This window comes from Klebsiella sp. JB_Kp042, assembly GCF_040065275.1.
GTDB classification, from domain to species: domain Bacteria; phylum Pseudomonadota; class Gammaproteobacteria; order Enterobacterales; family Enterobacteriaceae; genus Klebsiella; species Klebsiella quasipneumoniae.
This window is the reverse complement of record NZ_JBEAJL010000115.1, coordinates 93,115-111,632: the sequence shown is the minus strand read 5'-3', so window position 1 is coordinate 111,632 and position 18,518 is coordinate 93,115. Positions and strand designations below refer to the sequence as shown.

Here is an 18,518-nt window from a genome sequence, read left to right as displayed (position 1 = left end):
CCTTATACATGAACACTATGAACGTAATTATTGCCGATGACCATCCGATCGTACTGTTCGGTATTCGTAAGTCACTTGAACAAATTGAGTGGGTGAACGTCGTTGGCGAGTTTGAAGACTCCACGGCCCTTATTAACAATCTTCCGAAGCTGGACGCCCATGTGCTGATCACCGATCTGTCCATGCCCGGTGATAAATACGGCGACGGGATCACGCTGATTAAATACATCAAGCGCCACTTCCCGGATCTGTCGATCATTGTTCTGACCATGAACAACAACCCGGCGATCCTCAGCGCGGTGCTGGATCTGGATATCGAAGGGATCGTCCTCAAGCAGGGGGCGCCGACCGATCTGCCAAAAGCGCTGGCCGCGCTGCAGAAAGGGAAGAAATTCACCCCGGAAAGCGTCTCTCGTCTGCTGGAAAAAATCAGCGCCAGCGGCTATGGCGATAAACGCCTGTCGCCGAAAGAGAGCGAAGTGCTGCGTCTGTTCGCCGAAGGCTTCCTGGTGACCGAGATCGCCAAAAAGCTTAACCGCAGCATCAAAACCATCAGTAGCCAGAAAAAGTCGGCGATGATGAAGCTGGGCGTCGAAAACGACATCGCCCTGCTGAACTACCTCTCCTCCGTCTCGCTGAGCGCGACGGACAAAGAGTAATCCTACGCTCTCTCCGTCTCGCCCCGGCGAGACGGAGTTCCCCGTTATTCCCGCCCTTTACGTACCCGCGCCGCATATACCGTCAGCGTTTGCTTCAGCACGTCAAGCGTCACCGGCTTGGACAGACAGCTGTCCATCCCCGATTCCAGACAGCGCTGCTTCTCTTCCGCCAGGGCATTGGCCGTGACGCCAATCACCGGCAGCGTCAGGCCAAGCTGACGAATGCGCTGCGTCAGGCGATAACCATCCATATTAGGCATGTTGACGTCGCTGAGCACGATATCGATGTGCTGCTTGCTGAGGACGTTGAGCGCGTCGACCCCGTCGTTCGCGGTCACGCACTGGTAGCCGAGCGATCCCAGCTGATCCGCCAGCAGGCGCCGGTTGATCGGATGATCGTCGACCACGAGGATCATCATGTCGTCGTTATTGCCGGCCTGCGCCTCTGGCGCCATCAGCGCCCGGCTATTGTCCGCACTGGCCAGCGCGACGTGGAAAATACGCCCCAACAGTGGCAGCAGTTCATGCGGCGTCGTCACGCTATGCAGCCACTCGCCGGCGGCCCGTTCCTGCGGAATACCGATATGACGACGGCAGAAGATGACCATCGCCCTTCCCTGCCAGCCGCTCAGCGCTTCATCGTCAGTGAGTAAGACATCCTCGGCGTCCGGGGTTTCTCCGGCATGACGACGTACCGTAAGGCCGTGATAGCTGAGCAGCGAGGTGACGAACATCGCCAGCGAGGTGTTGTGGATGGCCAGCCAGCAGGTCTTGCCAGCGAAACCGTTCGCCGTCATCTGCGGCGTGTTCTGCACGCCATACAGCGGGATGCGGATGGTAAAGCGGCTGCCCATTCCCGGCTCCGTTTCCACGGCGATATCGCCATCCATCATGCTGATCAGTTTTTCACAGATCGCCAGGCCAAGGCCGGTGCCCTGGAAGTTGCGCTGCACGCCGGTCCCCACCTGGAAGAAGGGGTCGAAGAGACGCAATACCTCTTTCGCCGGGATCCCCTCCCCGGTGTCGCGGACGCTAATCTGCAGATAATCCCCCGCGCACTGGACGTGCAGGATAATGCAGCCGGTGTCGGTGAACTTGATCGCATTGCTCAGCAGGTTGGAGATCACCTGCTGCAGGCGCATCGGGTCGCCGGACATCTGTTCCGGAACGTCCGGTTCGATAAAGCAGTACAGACCCAGCTGCTTGCGCACCACCAGCGGCAGATAGTTGGCGGAGATATGGTTCATGACCTCGCGCGGGGAAAATTCCCGCGGCTCGATCTTCAACTGCTCGGACTCGATTTTGGAGAAATCGAGAATATCGCTGATGATTTTCAACAGCAGGCTTGAGGAGTTGTTCATCGCCGTCACCAGGCGATCGACGCCCTTCGGCAACGCTTTGGTCTGCAGCAGATCGAGGTTGCCGATGATGCCATACAGCGGAGTACGCAGCTCATGGCTGACGGTGGCAAGGAACATCGATTTCGACTGGCTGGCCTGCTCCGCCGCCTGGGCCATCTCCTGCAGCGACTCTTCCATCTTCACGCGGGCGGAAACGTCCACCAGCACGCAAATCGCCACGTTTTCGTTGCGATAGCGCGAGTGGACAAAGCTAATCTGCAGATTGGTATGGTTGCTGGTCAGCACATCGACAAAGTTGACCTGCTGGCCGCAGATGATCTGCGTCAGCCGCTGGCGGTCCTCGTGGGTCAGCATGTTCAGATAGTTGTGCGCCAGCTCGTTACTGAGAATGTTGGTCCCGTCGAGGGTGCGCAGAATACAGATCCCCACCGGGGCGGAGGCCACGATTTTGCGGTTGAACTGCTCATGCTCTTCCAGCCGCTGAGCGTCATTTTCCGCAGGGATAAAAATGCGCCGCTCATACATCCGCGCCAGCGCAAACAGCATCGCGCCGCTGAGGATATTGAGAACGATGGCGTTGATGATCAGCATACGGATCCGCTCCAGCACCTGGTCTACCGAGACGGAATAGACGATGCTCAGGGAGGACGGCGCGAGGCTTTTCTTCAGCACCAGCTCGCGGAAACCCGCGCTGTAGCCAAACCACATTCGCTCCTGCATCCATTTCGCTTCGCTCTGGATTTTGCTTTCCGCGCCGGCCAGGGAGATCAGCGGCTGGCCGTTATCGTCGAAGATAGTCACGCTCATCGGCAGGCTGCCCGGCGTAAAGAAGCTTTCCATGCGGATGGTCTGCTCAACGCCGAGCATCGCCTGCAGGCGATTGGCCATATAGATCGGCGTCAGGGCGTAAAAGTAGCCCACTCCGGGGCGCATGCCCTGGCTTATCCAGAACAGGTTGTTGCCGCGCTCGTTTTGCGGCGCATTGCGGTATTGCTCAATGCGTTGATGCAGGACTTTCAGCGCCTGATCGCGCTCAATCGGCACGTCACGCAGGCCAAAGTTGGCCATACAGAGATTATCGCTGCCGATGAGAAAGATACGGTTAAGGTCGTAGGCGGCGGTAAAATTATCCCGCCAGTAGCGCATAAACCACGCCAGCGATTGGAGCGAATTACGCCAGGCGCTACTCATCGCGCTGCAGTCGGAGTCAGGATACAGGGGTTCAAAGCTGGGGATCGCAATATCGCCGCTTTGCCCTTGCGCTACCGCATCCCCTGCCGACAGCCGGTTACCGGCGACGTACTTCAGCTCTTTAATCACATCCGCCGTACGCTGAATGTAGCGCTGGGCCTGATCGGCGTTGAGATTGAGCTCCTGATGGATCTCGGCTTCCCGCTCGTGGAGCGCGTTGACGATATAAAATACAGAGACAAACGCAATCAGCAGCCACAGCAATACCGCCAGCGCTCTGAACAGATAACGTGAAACCTTCAGGGTTGTGTGAAAAGAGGCAAGATATTTCAATGTGGCGATGCTCGGCCGTCAGGGACTCAACAGAATGGGGTTAAAGTAGCGGTAAACCGGCTTTGCCGCAATGTTAATGCAAAAAGGGCCGGGAGAATACCCGGCCCTTTCAGAACATTTACCTGGGACGATTACTCTTCGTCTTCGGCGATGTCGTCATCGGTATCCGCTTCCGGGGCGATATCGTCATCGCCTTCCGCCGCGCTACCGTCGATGGCGTCCAGTTCTTCGTCGTCGACCGGCTCAGCGACGCGCTGCAGCCCCACCACGTTTTCATCTTCCGCGGTGCGGATGAGGATCACGCCCTGGGTGTTACGGCCCACGATGCTCACTTCGGAAACGCGGGTACGCACCAGCGTCCCGGCGTCGGTGATCATCATGATCTGATCGCAATCATCCACCTGTACGGCGCCGACCACGGAACCGTTACGCTCGGTGACTTTGATCGAGATAACGCCCTGGGTGGCACGCGACTTGGTCGGATACTCAGCCGCGGCGGTACGTTTACCGTAACCGTTTTGCGTCACCGTCAGGATCGCGCCTTCGCCGCGCGGAATAATCAGCGAGACGACGCTGTCGTTTTCCGCCAGCTTAATGCCGCGTACGCCGGTGGCGGTACGGCCCATGGCGCGAACGGCATCCTCTTTGAAGCGCACGACCTTGCCGGCCGCGGAGAACAGCATCACTTCGTCCTGACCAGAGGTCAGATCGACGCCGATCAGCTCATCGCCTTCGTTCAGGTTCACCGCGATAATGCCGGCAGAACGCGGACGACTGAACTCGGTCAGCGCGGTTTTCTTCACGGTACCGCTGGCGGTGGCCATAAAGACGTTGACGCCCTCTTCATACTCGCGGACCGGCAGGATAGCGGTGATACGCTCATCGGCTTCCAGCGGCAGCAGGTTGACGATCGGACGACCGCGCGCGCCGCGGCTGGCCTCCGGCAATTGATAGACCTTCATCCAGTACAGACGACCGCGGCTTGAGAAGCAGAGGATGGTGTCATGGGTGTTGGCCACCAGCAGGCGGTCAATAAAGTCTTCTTCTTTAATGCGCGCTGCCGATTTGCCTTTACCGCCACGACGCTGTGCTTCGTAGTCGGTCAGCGGCTGATACTTCACATAGCCCTGATGCGACAGGGTGACCACCACGTCTTCCTGGTTGATCAGATCTTCGATGTTGATATCAGCGCTGTTGGCGGTGATTTCGGTACGACGTTCGTCGCCGAACTGGTCGCGGATCAGCTCCAGCTCTTCGCGAATCACTTCCATCAGACGGTCGGCGCTGCCGAGGATGTGCAGCAGTTCCGCGATCTGCTCCAGCAGCTCTTTATATTCGTCGAGCAGTTTTTCATGCTCAAGGCCGGTCAGTTTCTGCAGACGCAGATCCAGAATCGCCTGGGCCTGCTGCTCGGTCAGGTAGTATTTACCCTCGCGCACGCCGAACTCTGGCTCCAGCCATTCCGGACGCGCGGCGTCATCACCGGCACGCTCCAGCATCGCCGCGACGTTACCGAGATCCCACGCCTGGGCAACCAGCGCCGCTTTCGCTTCAGCCGGGGTCGGCGCGCGACGGATCAGTTCGATAATCGGGTCGATATTGGCCAGCGCCACGGCCAGCGCTTCGAGGATATGCGCGCGGTCACGGGCTTTACGCAGCTCGAAAATGGTGCGACGGGTCACCACTTCGCGGCGGTGGCGCACGAAGGCGGCGATGATGTCTTTCAGGTTCATGATCTTCGGCTGGCCATGGTGCAGCGCAACCATGTTGATGCCGAAGGAGACCTGCAGCTGGGTCTGGGAATAGAGGTTGTTGAGCACCACTTCCCCTACCGCGTCGCGCTTCACTTCAATCACGATGCGCATCCCGTCTTTATCAGACTCGTCACGCAGCGCGCTGATGCCTTCCACGCGTTTTTCTTTTACCAGCTCGGCGATTTTCTCAATCAGGCGCGCTTTGTTCACCTGATAGGGAATTTCATGCACGATGATGGTTTCGCGGCCGGATTTCGCGTCCACTTCCACTTCCGCGCGCGCGCGGATGTAGACTTTACCGCGACCGGTGCGGTAGGCCTCTTCAATACCGCGACGGCCGTTGATAATGGCGGCGGTCGGGAAATCAGGGCCAGGAATATGCGCCATCAGCCCTTCAATGCTGATGTCTTCATCGTCGACATAGGCCAGACAGCCGTTGATCACTTCCGTCAGGTTATGCGGCGGTATGTTGGTGGCCATCCCGACGGCGATCCCGGAGGCGCCGTTTACCAGCAGGTTAGGAATTTTGGTCGGCATGACGTCCGGAATACGCTCCGTGCCGTCATAGTTGTCAACGAAATCGACCGTCTCTTTTTCAAGGTCGGCCATCAGCTCATGAGCGATTTTCGCCAGACGAATTTCGGTATAACGCATCGCCGCGGCGGAGTCGCCGTCGATGGAACCAAAGTTACCCTGGCCGTCCACCAGCATGTAACGCAGCGAGAACGGCTGCGCCATACGCACGATGGTGTCGTATACCGCGGAGTCGCCGTGCGGGTGGTATTTACCGATTACGTCACCAACGACACGGGCTGATTTTTTATAGGCTTTGTTCCAGTCATTGCCCAATACGTTCATGGCGTAAAGTACGCGACGGTGTACCGGCTTCAGGCCATCTCGGACATCCGGCAGCGCACGGCCAACAATGACCGACATCGCATAATCCAGATAAGAGTTCTTAAGCTCTTCCTCAATGTTGACCGGTGTAATTTCTCTCGCAAGGTCGCTCATCTAACCGCTATCCCTCTACTGTATCCCGGATTCAAAGGTCGCAAATTATAACACAGCCGCGCTAAGAGAGGTAAAGCAATACGGTTTATTCATGGCGCGCTGCTGATATACTCGCAGGTCTGAACAGAAAAGGAGTAAAAGCGCCCATGAATGCCGAAAAAACGTCGGTAGCCCCTAACGTCGATCATGCTGAAATCGCCAAATTCGAAGCCGTCGCCTCGCGCTGGTGGGATCTGGAGGGCGAGTTCAAACCGCTCCACCGCATTAACCCCCTGCGGCTGGGCTATATCGCCGAACGCTCTGGCGGCCTGTTCGGTAAAAAAGTCCTCGATGTCGGCTGCGGCGGCGGCATCCTCGCCGAGAGCATGGCGCGCGAAGGCGCGACGGTCACCGGGCTGGACATGGGCGCCGAGCCGCTGCAGGTGGCGAAACTGCACGCCCTGGAGAGCGGAATTCAGGTGGAGTATGTTCAGGAAACGGTTGAAGAACATGCCGCGAAGCATCCGCAGCAGTATGACGTCGTCACCTGCATGGAGATGCTGGAGCACGTCCCTGACCCACAGTCGGTCGTCCACGCCTGCGCGCGGCTGGTGAAGCCTGGCGGCCAGGTCTTCTTCTCCACCATCAACCGTAACGGTAAAGCGTGGCTGATGGCGGTGGTCGGCGCGGAATATGTCATGAAGATGGTGCCCAAAGGCACTCATGATGTGAAAAAGTTTATCAAGCCGGCCGAACTGCTGGGCTGGGTAGATCAGACTTCTCTGAAAGAGCAGCATATCATCGGCCTGCATTATAATCCGTTGACCAACACCTTCAAGTTGGCGCCGGGGGTTGATGTTAACTATATGTTGCATACCAGCGCCAAAAAAGCGTGACGTCAGCACCTGCGCTTATGATGATTGCGCGGCATCAAGCCGCGTGATTATTTCTTCCGATGAAGAAATCAGCACTCGATCAAATTTTCATTTTTTTTTCTGTTTTATTGACTTCTTCTCCAGGCCTTATGCGACGTGGACTTGCGGATTATTACCCTTCCGCAACCTCAATTTAACGTCAAAATCAACCCTTGTACTCAAAAGATTCCTTACTAAAATACTCACCATATAGCGTTCCTTTTATCGACAACCCCCTACATATAGTATTTATCCACAGAGTTAGTCACAACGGCCTTCTGTGGATAAACGGGGGATATTTTCTTTCACGGACAGGTAAAATCCACATGAATCAGAGTCTGCTGGTGACAAAGCGCGACGGAACCACCGAGCGCATCAATCTCGACAAAATCCATCGCGTACTGGATTGGGCGGCAGAAGGACTGAATAACGTTTCGATTTCCCAGGTAGAGCTGCGCTCGCATATCCAGTTCTATGACGGCATTAAAACCGCGGACATCCACGAAACCATTATCAAAGCCGCTGCGGATTTGATCTCCCGCGAGGCGCCGGATTACCAGTACCTCGCCGCGCGTCTGGCGATTTTCCATTTGCGTAAAAAAGCCTTCGGCCAGTTTGAGCCGCCGGCGCTTTACGATCACGTGGTGAAGATGGTCGAGAAGGGTAAATACGATCATCATCTGCTGGAAGACTACACGGAAGAAGAGTTCCAGCAGATGGACGGTTTCCTCGACCACTGGCGCGACATGAACTTCTCCTACGCTGCCGTTAAGCAGCTGGAAGGCAAGTATCTGGTACAAAACCGCGTCACCGGCGAAATTTATGAGAGCGCGCAGTTCCTCTATATTCTGGTGGCTGCCTGCCTGTTCTCTAACTACCCGCGCGAAACGCGTCTGGACTACATCAAGCGTTTCTACGACGCGGTGTCGACCTTTAAAATCTCGCTGCCGACGCCGATCATGTCCGGCGTGCGTACCCCAACCCGTCAGTTCAGCTCCTGCGTGCTGATCGAGTGCGGCGACAGCCTGGACTCCATCAACGCCACCTCCAGCGCGATTGTGAAATACGTTTCCCAGCGCGCCGGCATCGGCATCAACGCCGGCCGCATTCGCGCGCTGGGCAGCCCGATCCGCGGCGGCGAAGCCTTCCACACCGGCTGCATTCCGTTCTACAAACATTTCCAGACCGCGGTGAAGTCCTGCTCGCAGGGCGGCGTACGCGGCGGCGCGGCGACCCTCTTCTACCCAATGTGGCATCTGGAAGTGGAAAGCCTGCTGGTGCTGAAAAACAACCGCGGGACCGACGCCAACCGCGTTCGTCACATGGACTACGGGGTGCAGATCAACAAGCTGATGTACACCCGTCTGCTGAAGGGCGGCGACATTACCCTGTTCAGCCCTTCCGACGTCCCGGGCCTGTATGACGCTTTCTTCGCCGATCAGGACGAATTTGAGCGCCTGTACACCCAGTACGAGCAGGACGACAGCATTCGTAAGCAGCGCATTAAAGCGGTTGAGCTGTTCTCGCTGATGATGCAAGAGCGCGCCTCCACCGGCCGCATCTACATCCAGAACGTCGACCACTGCAACACCCACAGCCCGTTCGATCCGGTGGTCGCCCCGGTGCGCCAGTCTAACCTGTGCCTGGAGATCGCCCTGCCGACTAAACCGCTGGAAGACGTCAACGACGAAAACGGCGAAATCGCGCTGTGCACCCTGTCGGCCTTCAACCTCGGGGCTATCGACAGCCTCGACGAGCTGGAAGAGCTGGCGGTGCTGGCGGTGCGTGCCCTGGACGCGCTGCTCGACTATCAGGATTACCCCATCCCGGCCGCCAAACGCGGCGCGATGGGCCGCCGTACGCTGGGCATCGGCGTGATCAATTTCGCTTACTATCTGGCGAAGCATGGCAAACGCTACTCCGACGGCAGCGCCAACAACCTGACCCACAAAACGTTCGAAGCGATTCAGTACTACCTGCTGAAGGCCTCCAACGAACTGGCTATCGAACAGGGCGCTTGCCCGTGGTTCAACGAAACCACCTATGCGCAGGGTATCCTGCCGATCGATACCTATAAAAAAGACCTGGACGGCATCGTCAGCGAAGCCCTGCACTACGACTGGGAAGCGCTTCGCGCGTCCATCAAAACCCACGGACTTCGCAACTCCACGCTCTCCGCGCTGATGCCGTCCGAGACCTCGTCGCAGATCTCCAACGCTACCAACGGCATCGAGCCGCCGCGCGGCCACGTGAGTATTAAAGCGTCGAAGGATGGGATCCTGCGCCAGGTGGTGCCTGACTACGAAAACCTGCAGAACGCCTACGAACTGCTGTGGGAAATGCCGAACAACGACGGCTACCTGCAGCTGGTGGGTATCATGCAGAAGTTTATCGACCAGTCGATCTCTGCGAATACCAACTACGATCCGACGCGCTTCCCTTCCGGAAAAGTGCCGATGCAGCAGTTGCTGAAAGACCTGCTCAACGCCTATAAATTCGGCGTCAAAACGCTGTACTATCACAACACCCGTGATGGCGCTGAAGACGCTCAGGATGACCTGGCCCCGTCCATCCAGGACGACGGCTGCGAAAGCGGCGCTTGTAAGATCTAAGGTATTTTTGCCGGGTGGCGCTACGCTTACCCGGCCTACGATTTTGTAGGCCCGGCCAACGCATCGCCGCCGGGCAATACAGTTCAACAGGACTCACTTCAATGGCATACACCACTTTTTCACAGACGAAAAACGATCAGCTGCTTGAGCCAATGTTTTTTGGCCAGCCGGTTAACGTGGCCCGCTACGATCAGCAAAAATACGATATCTTTGAAAAGCTGATTGAAAAACAGCTCTCCTTCTTCTGGCGCCCGGAAGAGGTTGACGTCTCCCGCGATCGCATTGACTACCAGGCGCTGCCGGAACATGAAAAACACATTTTCATCAGCAACCTGAAGTACCAGACGCTGCTCGACTCCATCCAGGGCCGCAGCCCGAACGTGGCCCTGCTGCCGCTGATCTCCATCCCGGAGCTGGAGACCTGGGTGGAAACCTGGGCCTTCTCCGAGACCATTCACTCGCGCTCGTACACCCATATCATCCGCAACATCGTCAACGACCCGGCGACCGTGTTCGACGATATCGTCACCAACGAACAGATCCAGAAGCGTGCCGAGGGGATCTCCCACTATTACGATTCGCTGATCGAGATGACCAGCTACTGGCACCTGCTGGGCGAAGGCACCCACACCGTCAACGGCAAGACCGTGACCGTCAATCTGCGCGAGCTGAAAAAGAAACTCTATCTGTGCCTGATGAGCGTCAACGCCCTGGAAGCGATCCGCTTCTACGTCAGCTTCGCCTGCTCCTTCGCCTTTGCCGAGCGCAAACTGATGGAAGGCAACGCCAAAATTATCCGCCTGATCGCCCGCGATGAAGCGCTGCACCTGACCGGCACTCAGCATATGCTGAACCTGCTGCGCTCCGGCAGCGACGATCCGGAAATGGCGGAAATCGCCGAAGAGTGCAAGCAGGAGTGCTATGACCTGTTCGTGCTGGCGGCGCAGCAGGAGAAAGAGTGGGCGGACTATCTGTTCCGCGACGGCTCGATGATTGGCCTGAACAAAGATATTCTCTGCCAGTACGTCGAGTACATCACCAATATCCGCATGCAGGCGGTGGGCCTCGATCTGCCGTTCCAGACCCGCTCCAACCCGATCCCGTGGATCAACACCTGGCTGGTCTCCGACAACGTCCAGGTGGCGCCGCAGGAAGTAGAGGTCAGCTCTTACCTGGTCGGCCAGATCGACTCTGAAGTCGATGCCGACGACCTGAGCAACTTCCAGCTGTAATGAAGCGGATCTTCTTGAAAATCTCTGACACTCGCCTTGAGTGTCAGGATGAACACCCTTCCCTGTTGGCTGCTCTTGAATCGCATAATATCGACGTCGAGTATCAGTGCCGCGCAGGCTATTGCGGCTCCTGCCGCACTCGTCTGGTCTCCGGCCAGGTTGACTGGCTGACCGAGCCGCTGGCCTTTATCCAGCCGGGAGAGATTTTGCCCTGCTGCTGCCGGGCGAAGGGCGATATTGAGATCGAGATGTAGTCTTGTCAGGTGGCGCTACGCTTACCTGACCTACTGTTCCAGGACCGGCCGTTTACGCACTGCCGCCCTGGGCTGCTGAAACTGCTGGTGTTGCGGCCTCAAAATCGCTGAGACGTTCCCGGAAGGCCGGGGCAGCCCGCATGGATGCGGGCTGAGGGCCGTGTTTTGCACGGACGCTGCCTCGGCCCGACCCGAAGCCTGCAGGGATAAGTCGAAGGGACCGCGCAGCGGCGATTTTGCTGGCCGGAGCCCGGGGGTACAGGGGGCGGCGGCGACTGGCCGCCCCCTGTGCGCTCCCTGCGCTATGAAAGGCATAACGCAGAAGAGATATCGGGAGCGCAATCTTCCAGGAAATAACATAGAACAAACGTTATTCCCGGGTCGAAATCGTTGCACACCGAGAACAGTGTCAACAAAACCGCAGTTCGTACGCCGGGTAAGGCGCAACCGCCACCCGGCTTTTTAGCGTTTAGCGTCCAGGAATTGCACCGCTTTATCCGGGAAATCGGTAAACAAGCCATCGACGTCCGCCTGGCGATACAGCAGGTCATAGAGCTGATTGACGTTGCTGGCGTACTCCGGCAGTTGATCCGCGCGCACAGTATACGGATGCACCTGCAGATGGCTGGCGTGCGCCTCCTTCACCATCGCCGTCAGCTTCACCGCCCCCGGTTTTGAGCCTTCCGCCACCAGCATATGATAATCCGGACCAATGCCGTCGGCGTACTGCGCAATCTGCGCCATGGCCCCCGGCTTGAACATCCAGTCATAGCTGTAGTTCACCCACTTGCCGTCAGCCTGCCGCTGCTGGGTTTCATTCCAGTCGGTATAGGCGATAAGCTGCACCAGCTTGAGATCCATGCCCATCTTCGGCTCCAGCTCATGCTTAATACGCTTGAGCTCGTTGGCGTCAAAGCACTGCAGATAGACCTTATCCTGCTTGCTGGTGTAGCCATATTCTTTCAGCACTTTCAGCGTGCTGGCGGCAATATCTTTGCCTTCCTGATGGTGGAACCACGGCGCTTTGATTTCCGGGTAAATACCGATGTTTTTGCCGGTGGAATGATTCAGCCCCTGGACAAACTCAATCTCTTCTTCAAAGGTATGAATGCGGAAATCGGATTTGCCCATCGGGAAACGCCCGGGATAGGTTTGCACATTCTTGCCGTCTTTCGGCTCAAAGCCTTCGGTAAACGTCAGCGACTTGATCTCGGCCAGGGTAAAGTCGATGGCGTAAAAACGGCCATCTTGACGCGCCCGCTGCGGGAAACGCTGAGCGACGTCGGTCACCCGATCCAGATAGTGGTCGTGCAACACCACCAGTCGGTCGTCTTTGGTCATCACCAGGTCTTGCTCAAGGTAATCCGCCCCCTGAGCGTAAGCCATCGCTTTCGCCGGCAGGGTATGTTCCGGCAGATAACCGCTGGCGCCCCGGTGGGCGATAACCATTTTATCCGCCGCTGCCGCGCTGAAGCACAGCGCCGAACTGGCCAACATCATGCCGCTCATTAGCGCGGTGAGTTTCATGTTCATCGCCGCTCCTTAGGCTTGCTTCATCTGTTGATGGTGGCGTCGTTCACCCAGCATCACGATAATCAGCAGCACAACCGCCAGCACGCTGCCGCCGATCATCACCATAAAGCCGCCGTCCCAGCCGAAGAAATCGACGGTGTAGCCGACGATGGCGCTCGCGGCCACGGAACCGCCGAGGTAACCGAACAGGCCGGTGAAGCCTGCGGCGGTGCCGGCGGCTTTCTTCGGCGCCAGCTCCAGCGCATGCAGGCCAATCAGCATCACCGGGCCGTAGATCAGGAAGCCGATAATAATCATACAGGCCATATCGACGCCCGGGTTACCCGGCGGGTTCAGCCAGTACACGACGGTGGCGATGGTCACCAGGGTCATAAAGAACACGCCGGTGGCGCCGCGGTTGCCTTTAAACACTTTATCCGACATCCAGCCGCACAGCAGGGTGCCCGGGATCCCCGCGTACTCGTACAGGAAGTAGGCCCAGGAGGATTTATCCAGCGCGAAGTGCTTCACCTCTTTCAGGTAGGTCGGCGACCAGTCGAGAATGCCGTAGCGCAGCAGATAAACGAAGACGTTGGCGACCGCGATGTACCACAGCAGCTTGTTCGGCAGAATGTACTGCATAAAGATCTGCTTCGCCGTCAGCTCTTGTTCATGCTCTTCGCTGTAATCGTCCGGGTAGTCGTTTTTATACTCTTCGATCGGCGGCAGGCCGCAGGATTGCGGCGTATCGCGCATCATCGCGAAGGCGAAAATCGCCAGCAGAATAGCGCCGAAAGCCGGCATATAGAGCGCCGCATGCCAGTCGTTAAACCAGGCCATACCCAACAGGAACAGCAGCGGCGGAATCCCCCCGCCGACGTTATGCGCGCAGTTCCACACTGAAACAATTCCGCCGCGCTCTTTCTGCGACCACCAGTGGACCATGGTACGGCCGCACGGCGGCCAGCCCATTCCCTGGAACCAGCCGCAGAGGAACAGCAGTACGAACATGATCATGATGCTCGAGGTGGCCCACGGTACGAAGCCCATCACCAGCATCACCAGCGCGGCGAGGATCAGCCCCGCCGGCAGGAAAATGCGCGGATTCGAACGGTCAGAGACCGATCCCATGATGAATTTCGAAAATCCGTAGGCAATGGAGATGCCGGAAAGGGCGAAACCGAGATCGCCGCGGGAGAAACCTTGCTCGATAAGATAGGGCATCGCCAGGGCAAAGTTCTTACGAACCAGATAGTAAGCGGCATAACCAAAGAAGATGCCGATAAAAATCTGCCAGCGTAACCGACGATAGAGCGGGTCGATCTCCGCGGCTGGCAAACGCGCTTTATGCGCGGCGGGTTTAAAAATACTTAACATATCAGCCTCCGTGGCCCTTGCTGTTTTTTACTGACGTCACGACAACAATCCCAGATTAATCACCAACTTCGAATCTGGCCGCGGTGGTAGGCAATACGTAGAGCTGATACTGTGAAACATCGCACAATTTGTTACAGAAATATGACAAAAGGTTCCAATGTGAGCACAAAATCACATAATGCGCTCAAATAACGCGCGAATATGCTCGAAATCAAACAATAACCTTATTGATTGTGGCTAAATGGCGGTAAACGAAAGCAGAGGAGCTGAAGATGACGGGACGTCTTGATAGCGAGGTCATCATCATCGGCGGCGGAGCAACCGGCGCCGGCATCGCCCGCGACTGCGCCCGACGCGGATTACGTACAGTGCTCATTGAGCGCCATGATATCGCCACCGGGGCCACCGGCCGTAATCATGGGCTGTTGCACAGCGGCGCCCGCTATGCGGTGACCGACAACGAATCCGCCCGCGAATGCATCAGTGAGAACCGCATCCTGCGCCGCATCGCCCGTCACTGTATCGAACCGGCCGGCGGTCTGTTCATTACCCTGCCTGAAGACGATCTGGCCTGGCAGCAGACCTTTATCGCCGCCTGCCAGCAGGCTGGCATAGAGGCCACGCCGCTTTCTGCGCAGGAGGCGCTGCGCCGCGAGCCCGCCGTCAACCCGACGCTGCTGGGGGCGGTGCAGGTCCCGGATGGCACCATTGACCCGTTTCGCCTCACCGCGGCCAATATGCTCGACGCCCGCGAACACGGCGCGCAGATCCTCACCGGCTGCGAAGTGACAGGCCTGCTGCGCCAGGGCGACCGCGTCTGTGGCGTCCAGGTATACGATCGTCAGCTTCACCAGACCCGCGCCCTGTACGCCGGGGTAGTGGTCAATGCCGCCGGGATCTGGGGGCAGCGCATTGCGGAATATGCCGACCTGCGCATCACCATGTTCCCGGCGAAGGGATCGCTGTTGATCCTTGACCACCGGATTAACAACCTGGTGATCAACCGCTGCCGTAAGCCGGCCGATGCCGATATTCTGGTGCCCGGGGATACCATCTCGCTGATCGGCACCACCTCGATGCATATTCCTTATGACGAAATTGACGACAACCGGGTAACGACCGCGGAAGTCGAAACCCTGCTGCGCGAAGGTGAAAAGCTGGCGCCGGTCATGGGCCGCACCCGGATCCTCCGCGCCTACTCCGGCGTCCGCCCGCTGGTGGCCAGCGACAACGATCCCAGCGGACGCAGCGTCAGCCGCGGCATCGTCCTGCTCGACCATGCTCAGCGCGACGGCATGGAAGGCTTCATTACCATCACCGGCGGCAAGCTGATGACCTATCGCCTGATGGCCGAGTGGGCCACCGACGCCGTCTGTCGTAAGCTGGGCAACACCACCCCCTGTTCCACGGCCGAGAGCCCGCTCCCCGGGTCGCAGGAGCCGACGGAAAGCACCCTGCGAAAAATTATCTCCCTGCCGGGCCCGCTGCGCGGCTCTGCTGTCTACCGCCATGGCGATCGCACGCCGGCCTGGCTTGGCGACAGCCGCCAGCACCGTAGTCTGGTCTGCGAATGCGAAGCCGTCACCGCTGGTGAAGTGAAATACGCGGTGGAAAATCTGGCGGTCCACACCCTGCTCGACCTGCGCCGCCGTACCCGGATTGGCATGGGGACCTGCCAGGGGGAACTCTGCGCCTGCCGCGCCGCCGGTCTGCTGCAGCGCTTTAACGTCACCACCCCCGCGCAGTCGTTGACCCAGCTGTCGGCGTTTCTCAATGAGCGCTGGAAGGGCGTGCAGCCCATCGCCTGGGGCGACGCGCTGCGCGAAAGCGAATTCACCCGCTGGGTCTACCTCGGCCTGTGCGGACTACCACAGGAGCATCAGGATGAAATTTGACTGCGCGATTATCGGCGGCGGACTGGCCGGCCTGCTGTGCGGCCTGACGCTGAATCAGTCCGGCCTGCGCAGCGTTATCATCAGCCGCGGGCAAAGCGCGCTGCATTTTTCCTCCGCGTCGTTAGATCTGCTCTCGGCGCTGCCGAGCGGCGATAACGTCACTGACCTCGCGCAAGGTCTGCAGCAGCTCGCTGAACTGCTTCCTGAGCACCCTTATTCCCGGCTCGGCGCCGGGGCGGTGCTCGAATACGCAAAACAGACTGAAGCCCTGCTGGCGGCCTGCGGCGCGGTGATGCAGGGCGACGCGCACCGCCCGCACCGGCGGGTAACGCCGCTGGGGACGCTGCGCGCGGCGTGGCTATCGCCGCAGGAGGTTCCTGTCGCGCCACTCCCCCGACAGGGGGTCTGTCTGGTGGGGATCAGCGGCTTTGCCGATTTTCAGCCGCATCTCGCCGCCGCCGCGCTCGGGCAAACCGGCGTCACCGCCGTGGCGGTGGAAATCGAGTTACCGCTGCTGGATGTTTTACGTGACAACCCCACCGAGTTTCGCGCCGCCAATATCGCCCGCCTCCTCGACGATGAAAACCACTGGCCTGCCCTGCATGCGGCGCTGCTGCCGCTGGCGCAGCAGCATGAGCTGCTGATCATGCCCGCCTGCTTTGGCCTCGCCGACGATCGCCTGTACCACTGGCTGCAGGCGCGCCTGCCCTGCCCGCTGCGTCTGCTGCCGACGCTGCCGCCTTCGGTTCCCGGGATGCGCCTGCACAGTTTGCTGCAGCGGCAGTTTATTCGCGGCGGCGGCACCTGGCTTGCCGGCGATGAAGTGGTGAACATCAGCCATCGACAGGGCGCCGTCGAGGCTGTCTGGACGCGAAATCACGGCGATATTGCGCTGCGTCCGCGTTTTACCGTGCTGGCCAGCGGCAGCTTTTTCAGTAACGGTCTTGTCGCCACGCGGGATAGCGTGCGCGAACCCATTCTCGGTCTCGATCTACAGCAGACCCTGCCGCGCGACGACTGGTACCAGCGCGACTTCTTTGCCTCCCAGCCGTGGCAACGCTTCGGGGTGAAAACCGATGCCCTGCTGCGCCCCATGCTGGGCGGGCAGCCGTTCAGCAATCTTTTCGCCATCGGTTCGCTGCTCGGCGGGTTCGATGCCATTCAGCTCGGCTGCGGCGGCGGGGTCTGCGCCGTCACCGCACTGCACGCCGCCAGACAGATCCACGCCCTCGCCGGAGGCCGACCATGAACGATACCCGTTTTGAAAGCTGCATTAAGTGCACGGTCTGTACCACCACCTGTCCGGTCAGCCGGGTCAATCCGCGCTATCCCGGGCCGAAACAGGCGGGGCCGGACGGCGAACGCCTGCGCCTGAAGGATGGCGCGCTGTACGATGAGGCGCTCAAGTACTGCATTAACTGCAAGCGCTGTGAGGTCGCCTGCCCGTCGGATGTGAAAATTGGCGATATCATTCAGCGCGCCCGGGCACAGTATGGTCAGCAAAAACCGACCCTGCGCGACGCTATTCTCAGCCATACCGACCTGATGGGCACCCTTTCCACCCCCTTTGCCCCACTGGTAAACGCCACCACCGGCTTAAAACCGGTGCGCCGCCTGCTCGACGCGGCGCTCAATATCGATCATCGCCGCACGCTGCCCAAATATGGCTTCGGTACCTTCCGCCGCGCTTACCGCCAGCTCGCGGCCAGACAGGCGCAGTACCCTGAGCAGGTGGCCTTCTTTCATGGTTGCTACGTCAACTATAACCACCCGCAGCTGGGCAAGGATCTGATTCGCGTCGTCAATGCGCTGGGCACCGGCGTGCAGTTGTTATCAAGGGAAAAATGCTGCGGCGTGCCGCTGATCGCCAACGGCTTTTTTGACAAAGCGCGTAAGCAGGCGCAGAGCAACGTCGCCGCGATGCGGGAAAACGCGCTGCCGATCATCGCCACCTCCTCGACCTGCACCTTTACGCTGCGCGATGAATACCCGCACCTCCTTGATATCGACAACAGCGATCTCCGCGACCGGGTGGAGCTGGCCACTCGCTGGATCTGGAAACAACTGGATAGTGGCAAAACGCTGCCGCTGCGCCCGCTGCCGCTGAAGGTGGTCTATCACACGCCGTGCCATATGGAGAAAATGGGCTGGTCGCTGTATACCCTCGAACTGCTGCGGCTGATCCCTGGCCTGCAGCTGGAAGTGCTGGATTCGCAGTGCTGCGGCATCGCCGGCACCTACGGGTTTAAGACTGAGAATTACGCGGTATCCCAGGCTATCGGCGCCCCCCTGTTCCGTCAGATTGAGGAGAGCGGCGCCGACATCGTCGTCACCGACTGCGAGACCTGTAAATGGCAGATAGAAATGTCCACCAGCAAACGCTGCGAACATCCGCTGACGGTGCTGGCGCAGGCGCTCGCCTGAGTCCGGCGCC

At 58.8% G+C, this 18,518-nt stretch carries 12 protein-coding genes; 8 read left to right on the top strand and 4 right to left on the bottom strand.

The features are described from left to right. The first annotated feature begins 8 nt into the window (after positions 1 to 8). Positions 9 to 659: a response regulator transcription factor RcsB gene (gene rcsB / locus ABLV54_RS24540; protein ID WP_002913007.1), complete on the top strand. Its 651-nt coding sequence runs from the start codon at positions 9 to 11 to the stop codon at positions 657 to 659. A gap of 44 nt (positions 660 to 703) precedes the next feature. Here the strand turns inward: rcsB and rcsC are convergent, their stop codons facing one another. Next, on the bottom strand, positions 704 to 3,544 hold the full coding sequence (gene rcsC, locus ABLV54_RS24535) for a two-component system sensor histidine kinase RcsC (RefSeq protein ID WP_023290484.1): 2,841 nt from the start codon (positions 3,542 to 3,544) through the stop codon (positions 704 to 706). 131 nt (positions 3,545 to 3,675) lie between these two features. Beyond that, entirely contained in the window at positions 3,676 to 6,309 is a 2,634-nt protein-coding gene (gene gyrA, locus ABLV54_RS24530; protein WP_004201688.1) for a DNA topoisomerase (ATP-hydrolyzing) subunit A, read from the bottom strand. A 146-nt stretch (positions 6,310 to 6,455) separates the two neighbouring features. On the opposite strand from gyrA, the gene ubiG reads away from it, so the two are divergent. From ubiG to yfaE, 4 genes are all read left to right on the top strand, one after another. Continuing rightward, complete coding sequence (ubiG, locus tag ABLV54_RS24525) at positions 6,456 to 7,184, top strand: bifunctional 2-polyprenyl-6-hydroxyphenol methylase/3-demethylubiquinol 3-O-methyltransferase UbiG (protein ID WP_023290485.1); 729 nt, start codon at positions 6,456 to 6,458, stop codon at positions 7,182 to 7,184. Between the two features lie 344 nt (positions 7,185 to 7,528). Then, positions 7,529 to 9,814, top strand: coding sequence for a class 1a ribonucleoside-diphosphate reductase subunit alpha (nrdA, locus tag ABLV54_RS24520; protein WP_048297918.1), 2,286 nt, complete (start codon positions 7,529 to 7,531; stop codon positions 9,812 to 9,814). Between the two features lie 101 nt (positions 9,815 to 9,915). Then, positions 9,916 to 11,046, top strand: a complete 1,131-nt coding sequence (nrdB, locus tag ABLV54_RS24515) for a class Ia ribonucleoside-diphosphate reductase subunit beta (RefSeq protein ID WP_004140835.1) — start codon at positions 9,916 to 9,918, stop codon at positions 11,044 to 11,046. Further along, on the top strand, positions 11,046 to 11,300 hold the full coding sequence (gene yfaE / locus ABLV54_RS24510) for a class I ribonucleotide reductase maintenance protein YfaE (protein WP_004201692.1): 255 nt from the start codon (positions 11,046 to 11,048) through the stop codon (positions 11,298 to 11,300). Before nrdB ends, yfaE begins: the two co-directional genes overlap by 1 nt. A gap of 462 nt (positions 11,301 to 11,762) precedes the next feature. Here yfaE and glpQ read toward each other — a convergent pair whose 3' ends face one another. Continuing rightward, on the bottom strand, positions 11,763 to 12,833 hold the full coding sequence (gene glpQ, locus ABLV54_RS24505; RefSeq protein WP_065882915.1) for a glycerophosphodiester phosphodiesterase: 1,071 nt from the start codon (positions 12,831 to 12,833) through the stop codon (positions 11,763 to 11,765). Positions 12,834 to 12,842: 9 nt separating this feature from the next. Further along, the gene (glpT, locus tag ABLV54_RS24500; RefSeq protein ID WP_101881352.1) at positions 12,843 to 14,189 is read right to left on the bottom strand and encodes a glycerol-3-phosphate transporter; all 1,347 of its coding nucleotides are present in this window, start codon (positions 14,187 to 14,189) and stop codon (positions 12,843 to 12,845) included. 272 nt (positions 14,190 to 14,461) lie between these two features. Here glpT and glpA point away from each other — a divergent pair, with 272 nt between their 5' ends. Genes glpA through glpC form a run of 3 tightly spaced genes read left to right on the top strand, consistent with a single transcriptional unit; the run spans position 14,462 to position 18,508 of the window. Beyond that, entirely contained in the window at positions 14,462 to 16,084 is a 1,623-nt protein-coding gene (gene glpA / locus ABLV54_RS24495; RefSeq protein ID WP_023290489.1) for an anaerobic glycerol-3-phosphate dehydrogenase subunit A, read from the top strand. Further along, positions 16,074 to 17,333, top strand: coding sequence for a glycerol-3-phosphate dehydrogenase subunit GlpB (gene glpB, locus ABLV54_RS24490; protein ID WP_101881354.1), 1,260 nt, complete (start codon positions 16,074 to 16,076; stop codon positions 17,331 to 17,333). Before glpA ends, glpB begins: the two co-directional genes overlap by 11 nt. Continuing rightward, positions 17,330 to 18,508: an anaerobic glycerol-3-phosphate dehydrogenase subunit GlpC gene (gene glpC / locus ABLV54_RS24485; protein ID WP_109547092.1), complete on the top strand. Its 1,179-nt coding sequence runs from the start codon at positions 17,330 to 17,332 to the stop codon at positions 18,506 to 18,508. The genes glpB and glpC overlap by 4 nt, the downstream gene beginning before the upstream one ends. Positions 18,509 to 18,518 lie beyond the last annotated feature (10 nt).

Coding starts and splice junctions, on each gene's coding strand:
- ubiG (WP_023290485.1), top strand. CDS start 6,456: ATGAATGCCGAAAAAACGTCGGTAGCCCCTAACGTCGATCATGCTGAA.
- glpQ (WP_065882915.1), bottom strand. CDS start 12,833: ATGAACATGAAACTCACCGCGCTAATGAGCGGCATGATGTTGGCCAGT.
- glpA (WP_023290489.1), top strand. CDS start 14,462: ATGACGGGACGTCTTGATAGCGAGGTCATCATCATCGGCGGCGGAGCA.
- glpB (WP_101881354.1), top strand. CDS start 16,074: ATGAAATTTGACTGCGCGATTATCGGCGGCGGACTGGCCGGCCTGCTG.
- nrdB (WP_004140835.1), top strand. CDS start 9,916: ATGGCATACACCACTTTTTCACAGACGAAAAACGATCAGCTGCTTGAG.
- yfaE (WP_004201692.1), top strand. CDS start 11,046: ATGAAGCGGATCTTCTTGAAAATCTCTGACACTCGCCTTGAGTGTCAG.
- glpT (WP_101881352.1), bottom strand. CDS start 14,189: ATGTTAAGTATTTTTAAACCCGCCGCGCATAAAGCGCGTTTGCCAGCC.
- glpC (WP_109547092.1), top strand. CDS start 17,330: ATGAACGATACCCGTTTTGAAAGCTGCATTAAGTGCACGGTCTGTACC.
- nrdA (WP_048297918.1), top strand. CDS start 7,529: ATGAATCAGAGTCTGCTGGTGACAAAGCGCGACGGAACCACCGAGCGC.
- rcsB (WP_002913007.1), top strand. CDS start 9: ATGAACACTATGAACGTAATTATTGCCGATGACCATCCGATCGTACTG.
- gyrA (WP_004201688.1), bottom strand. CDS start 6,309: ATGAGCGACCTTGCGAGAGAAATTACACCGGTCAACATTGAGGAAGAG.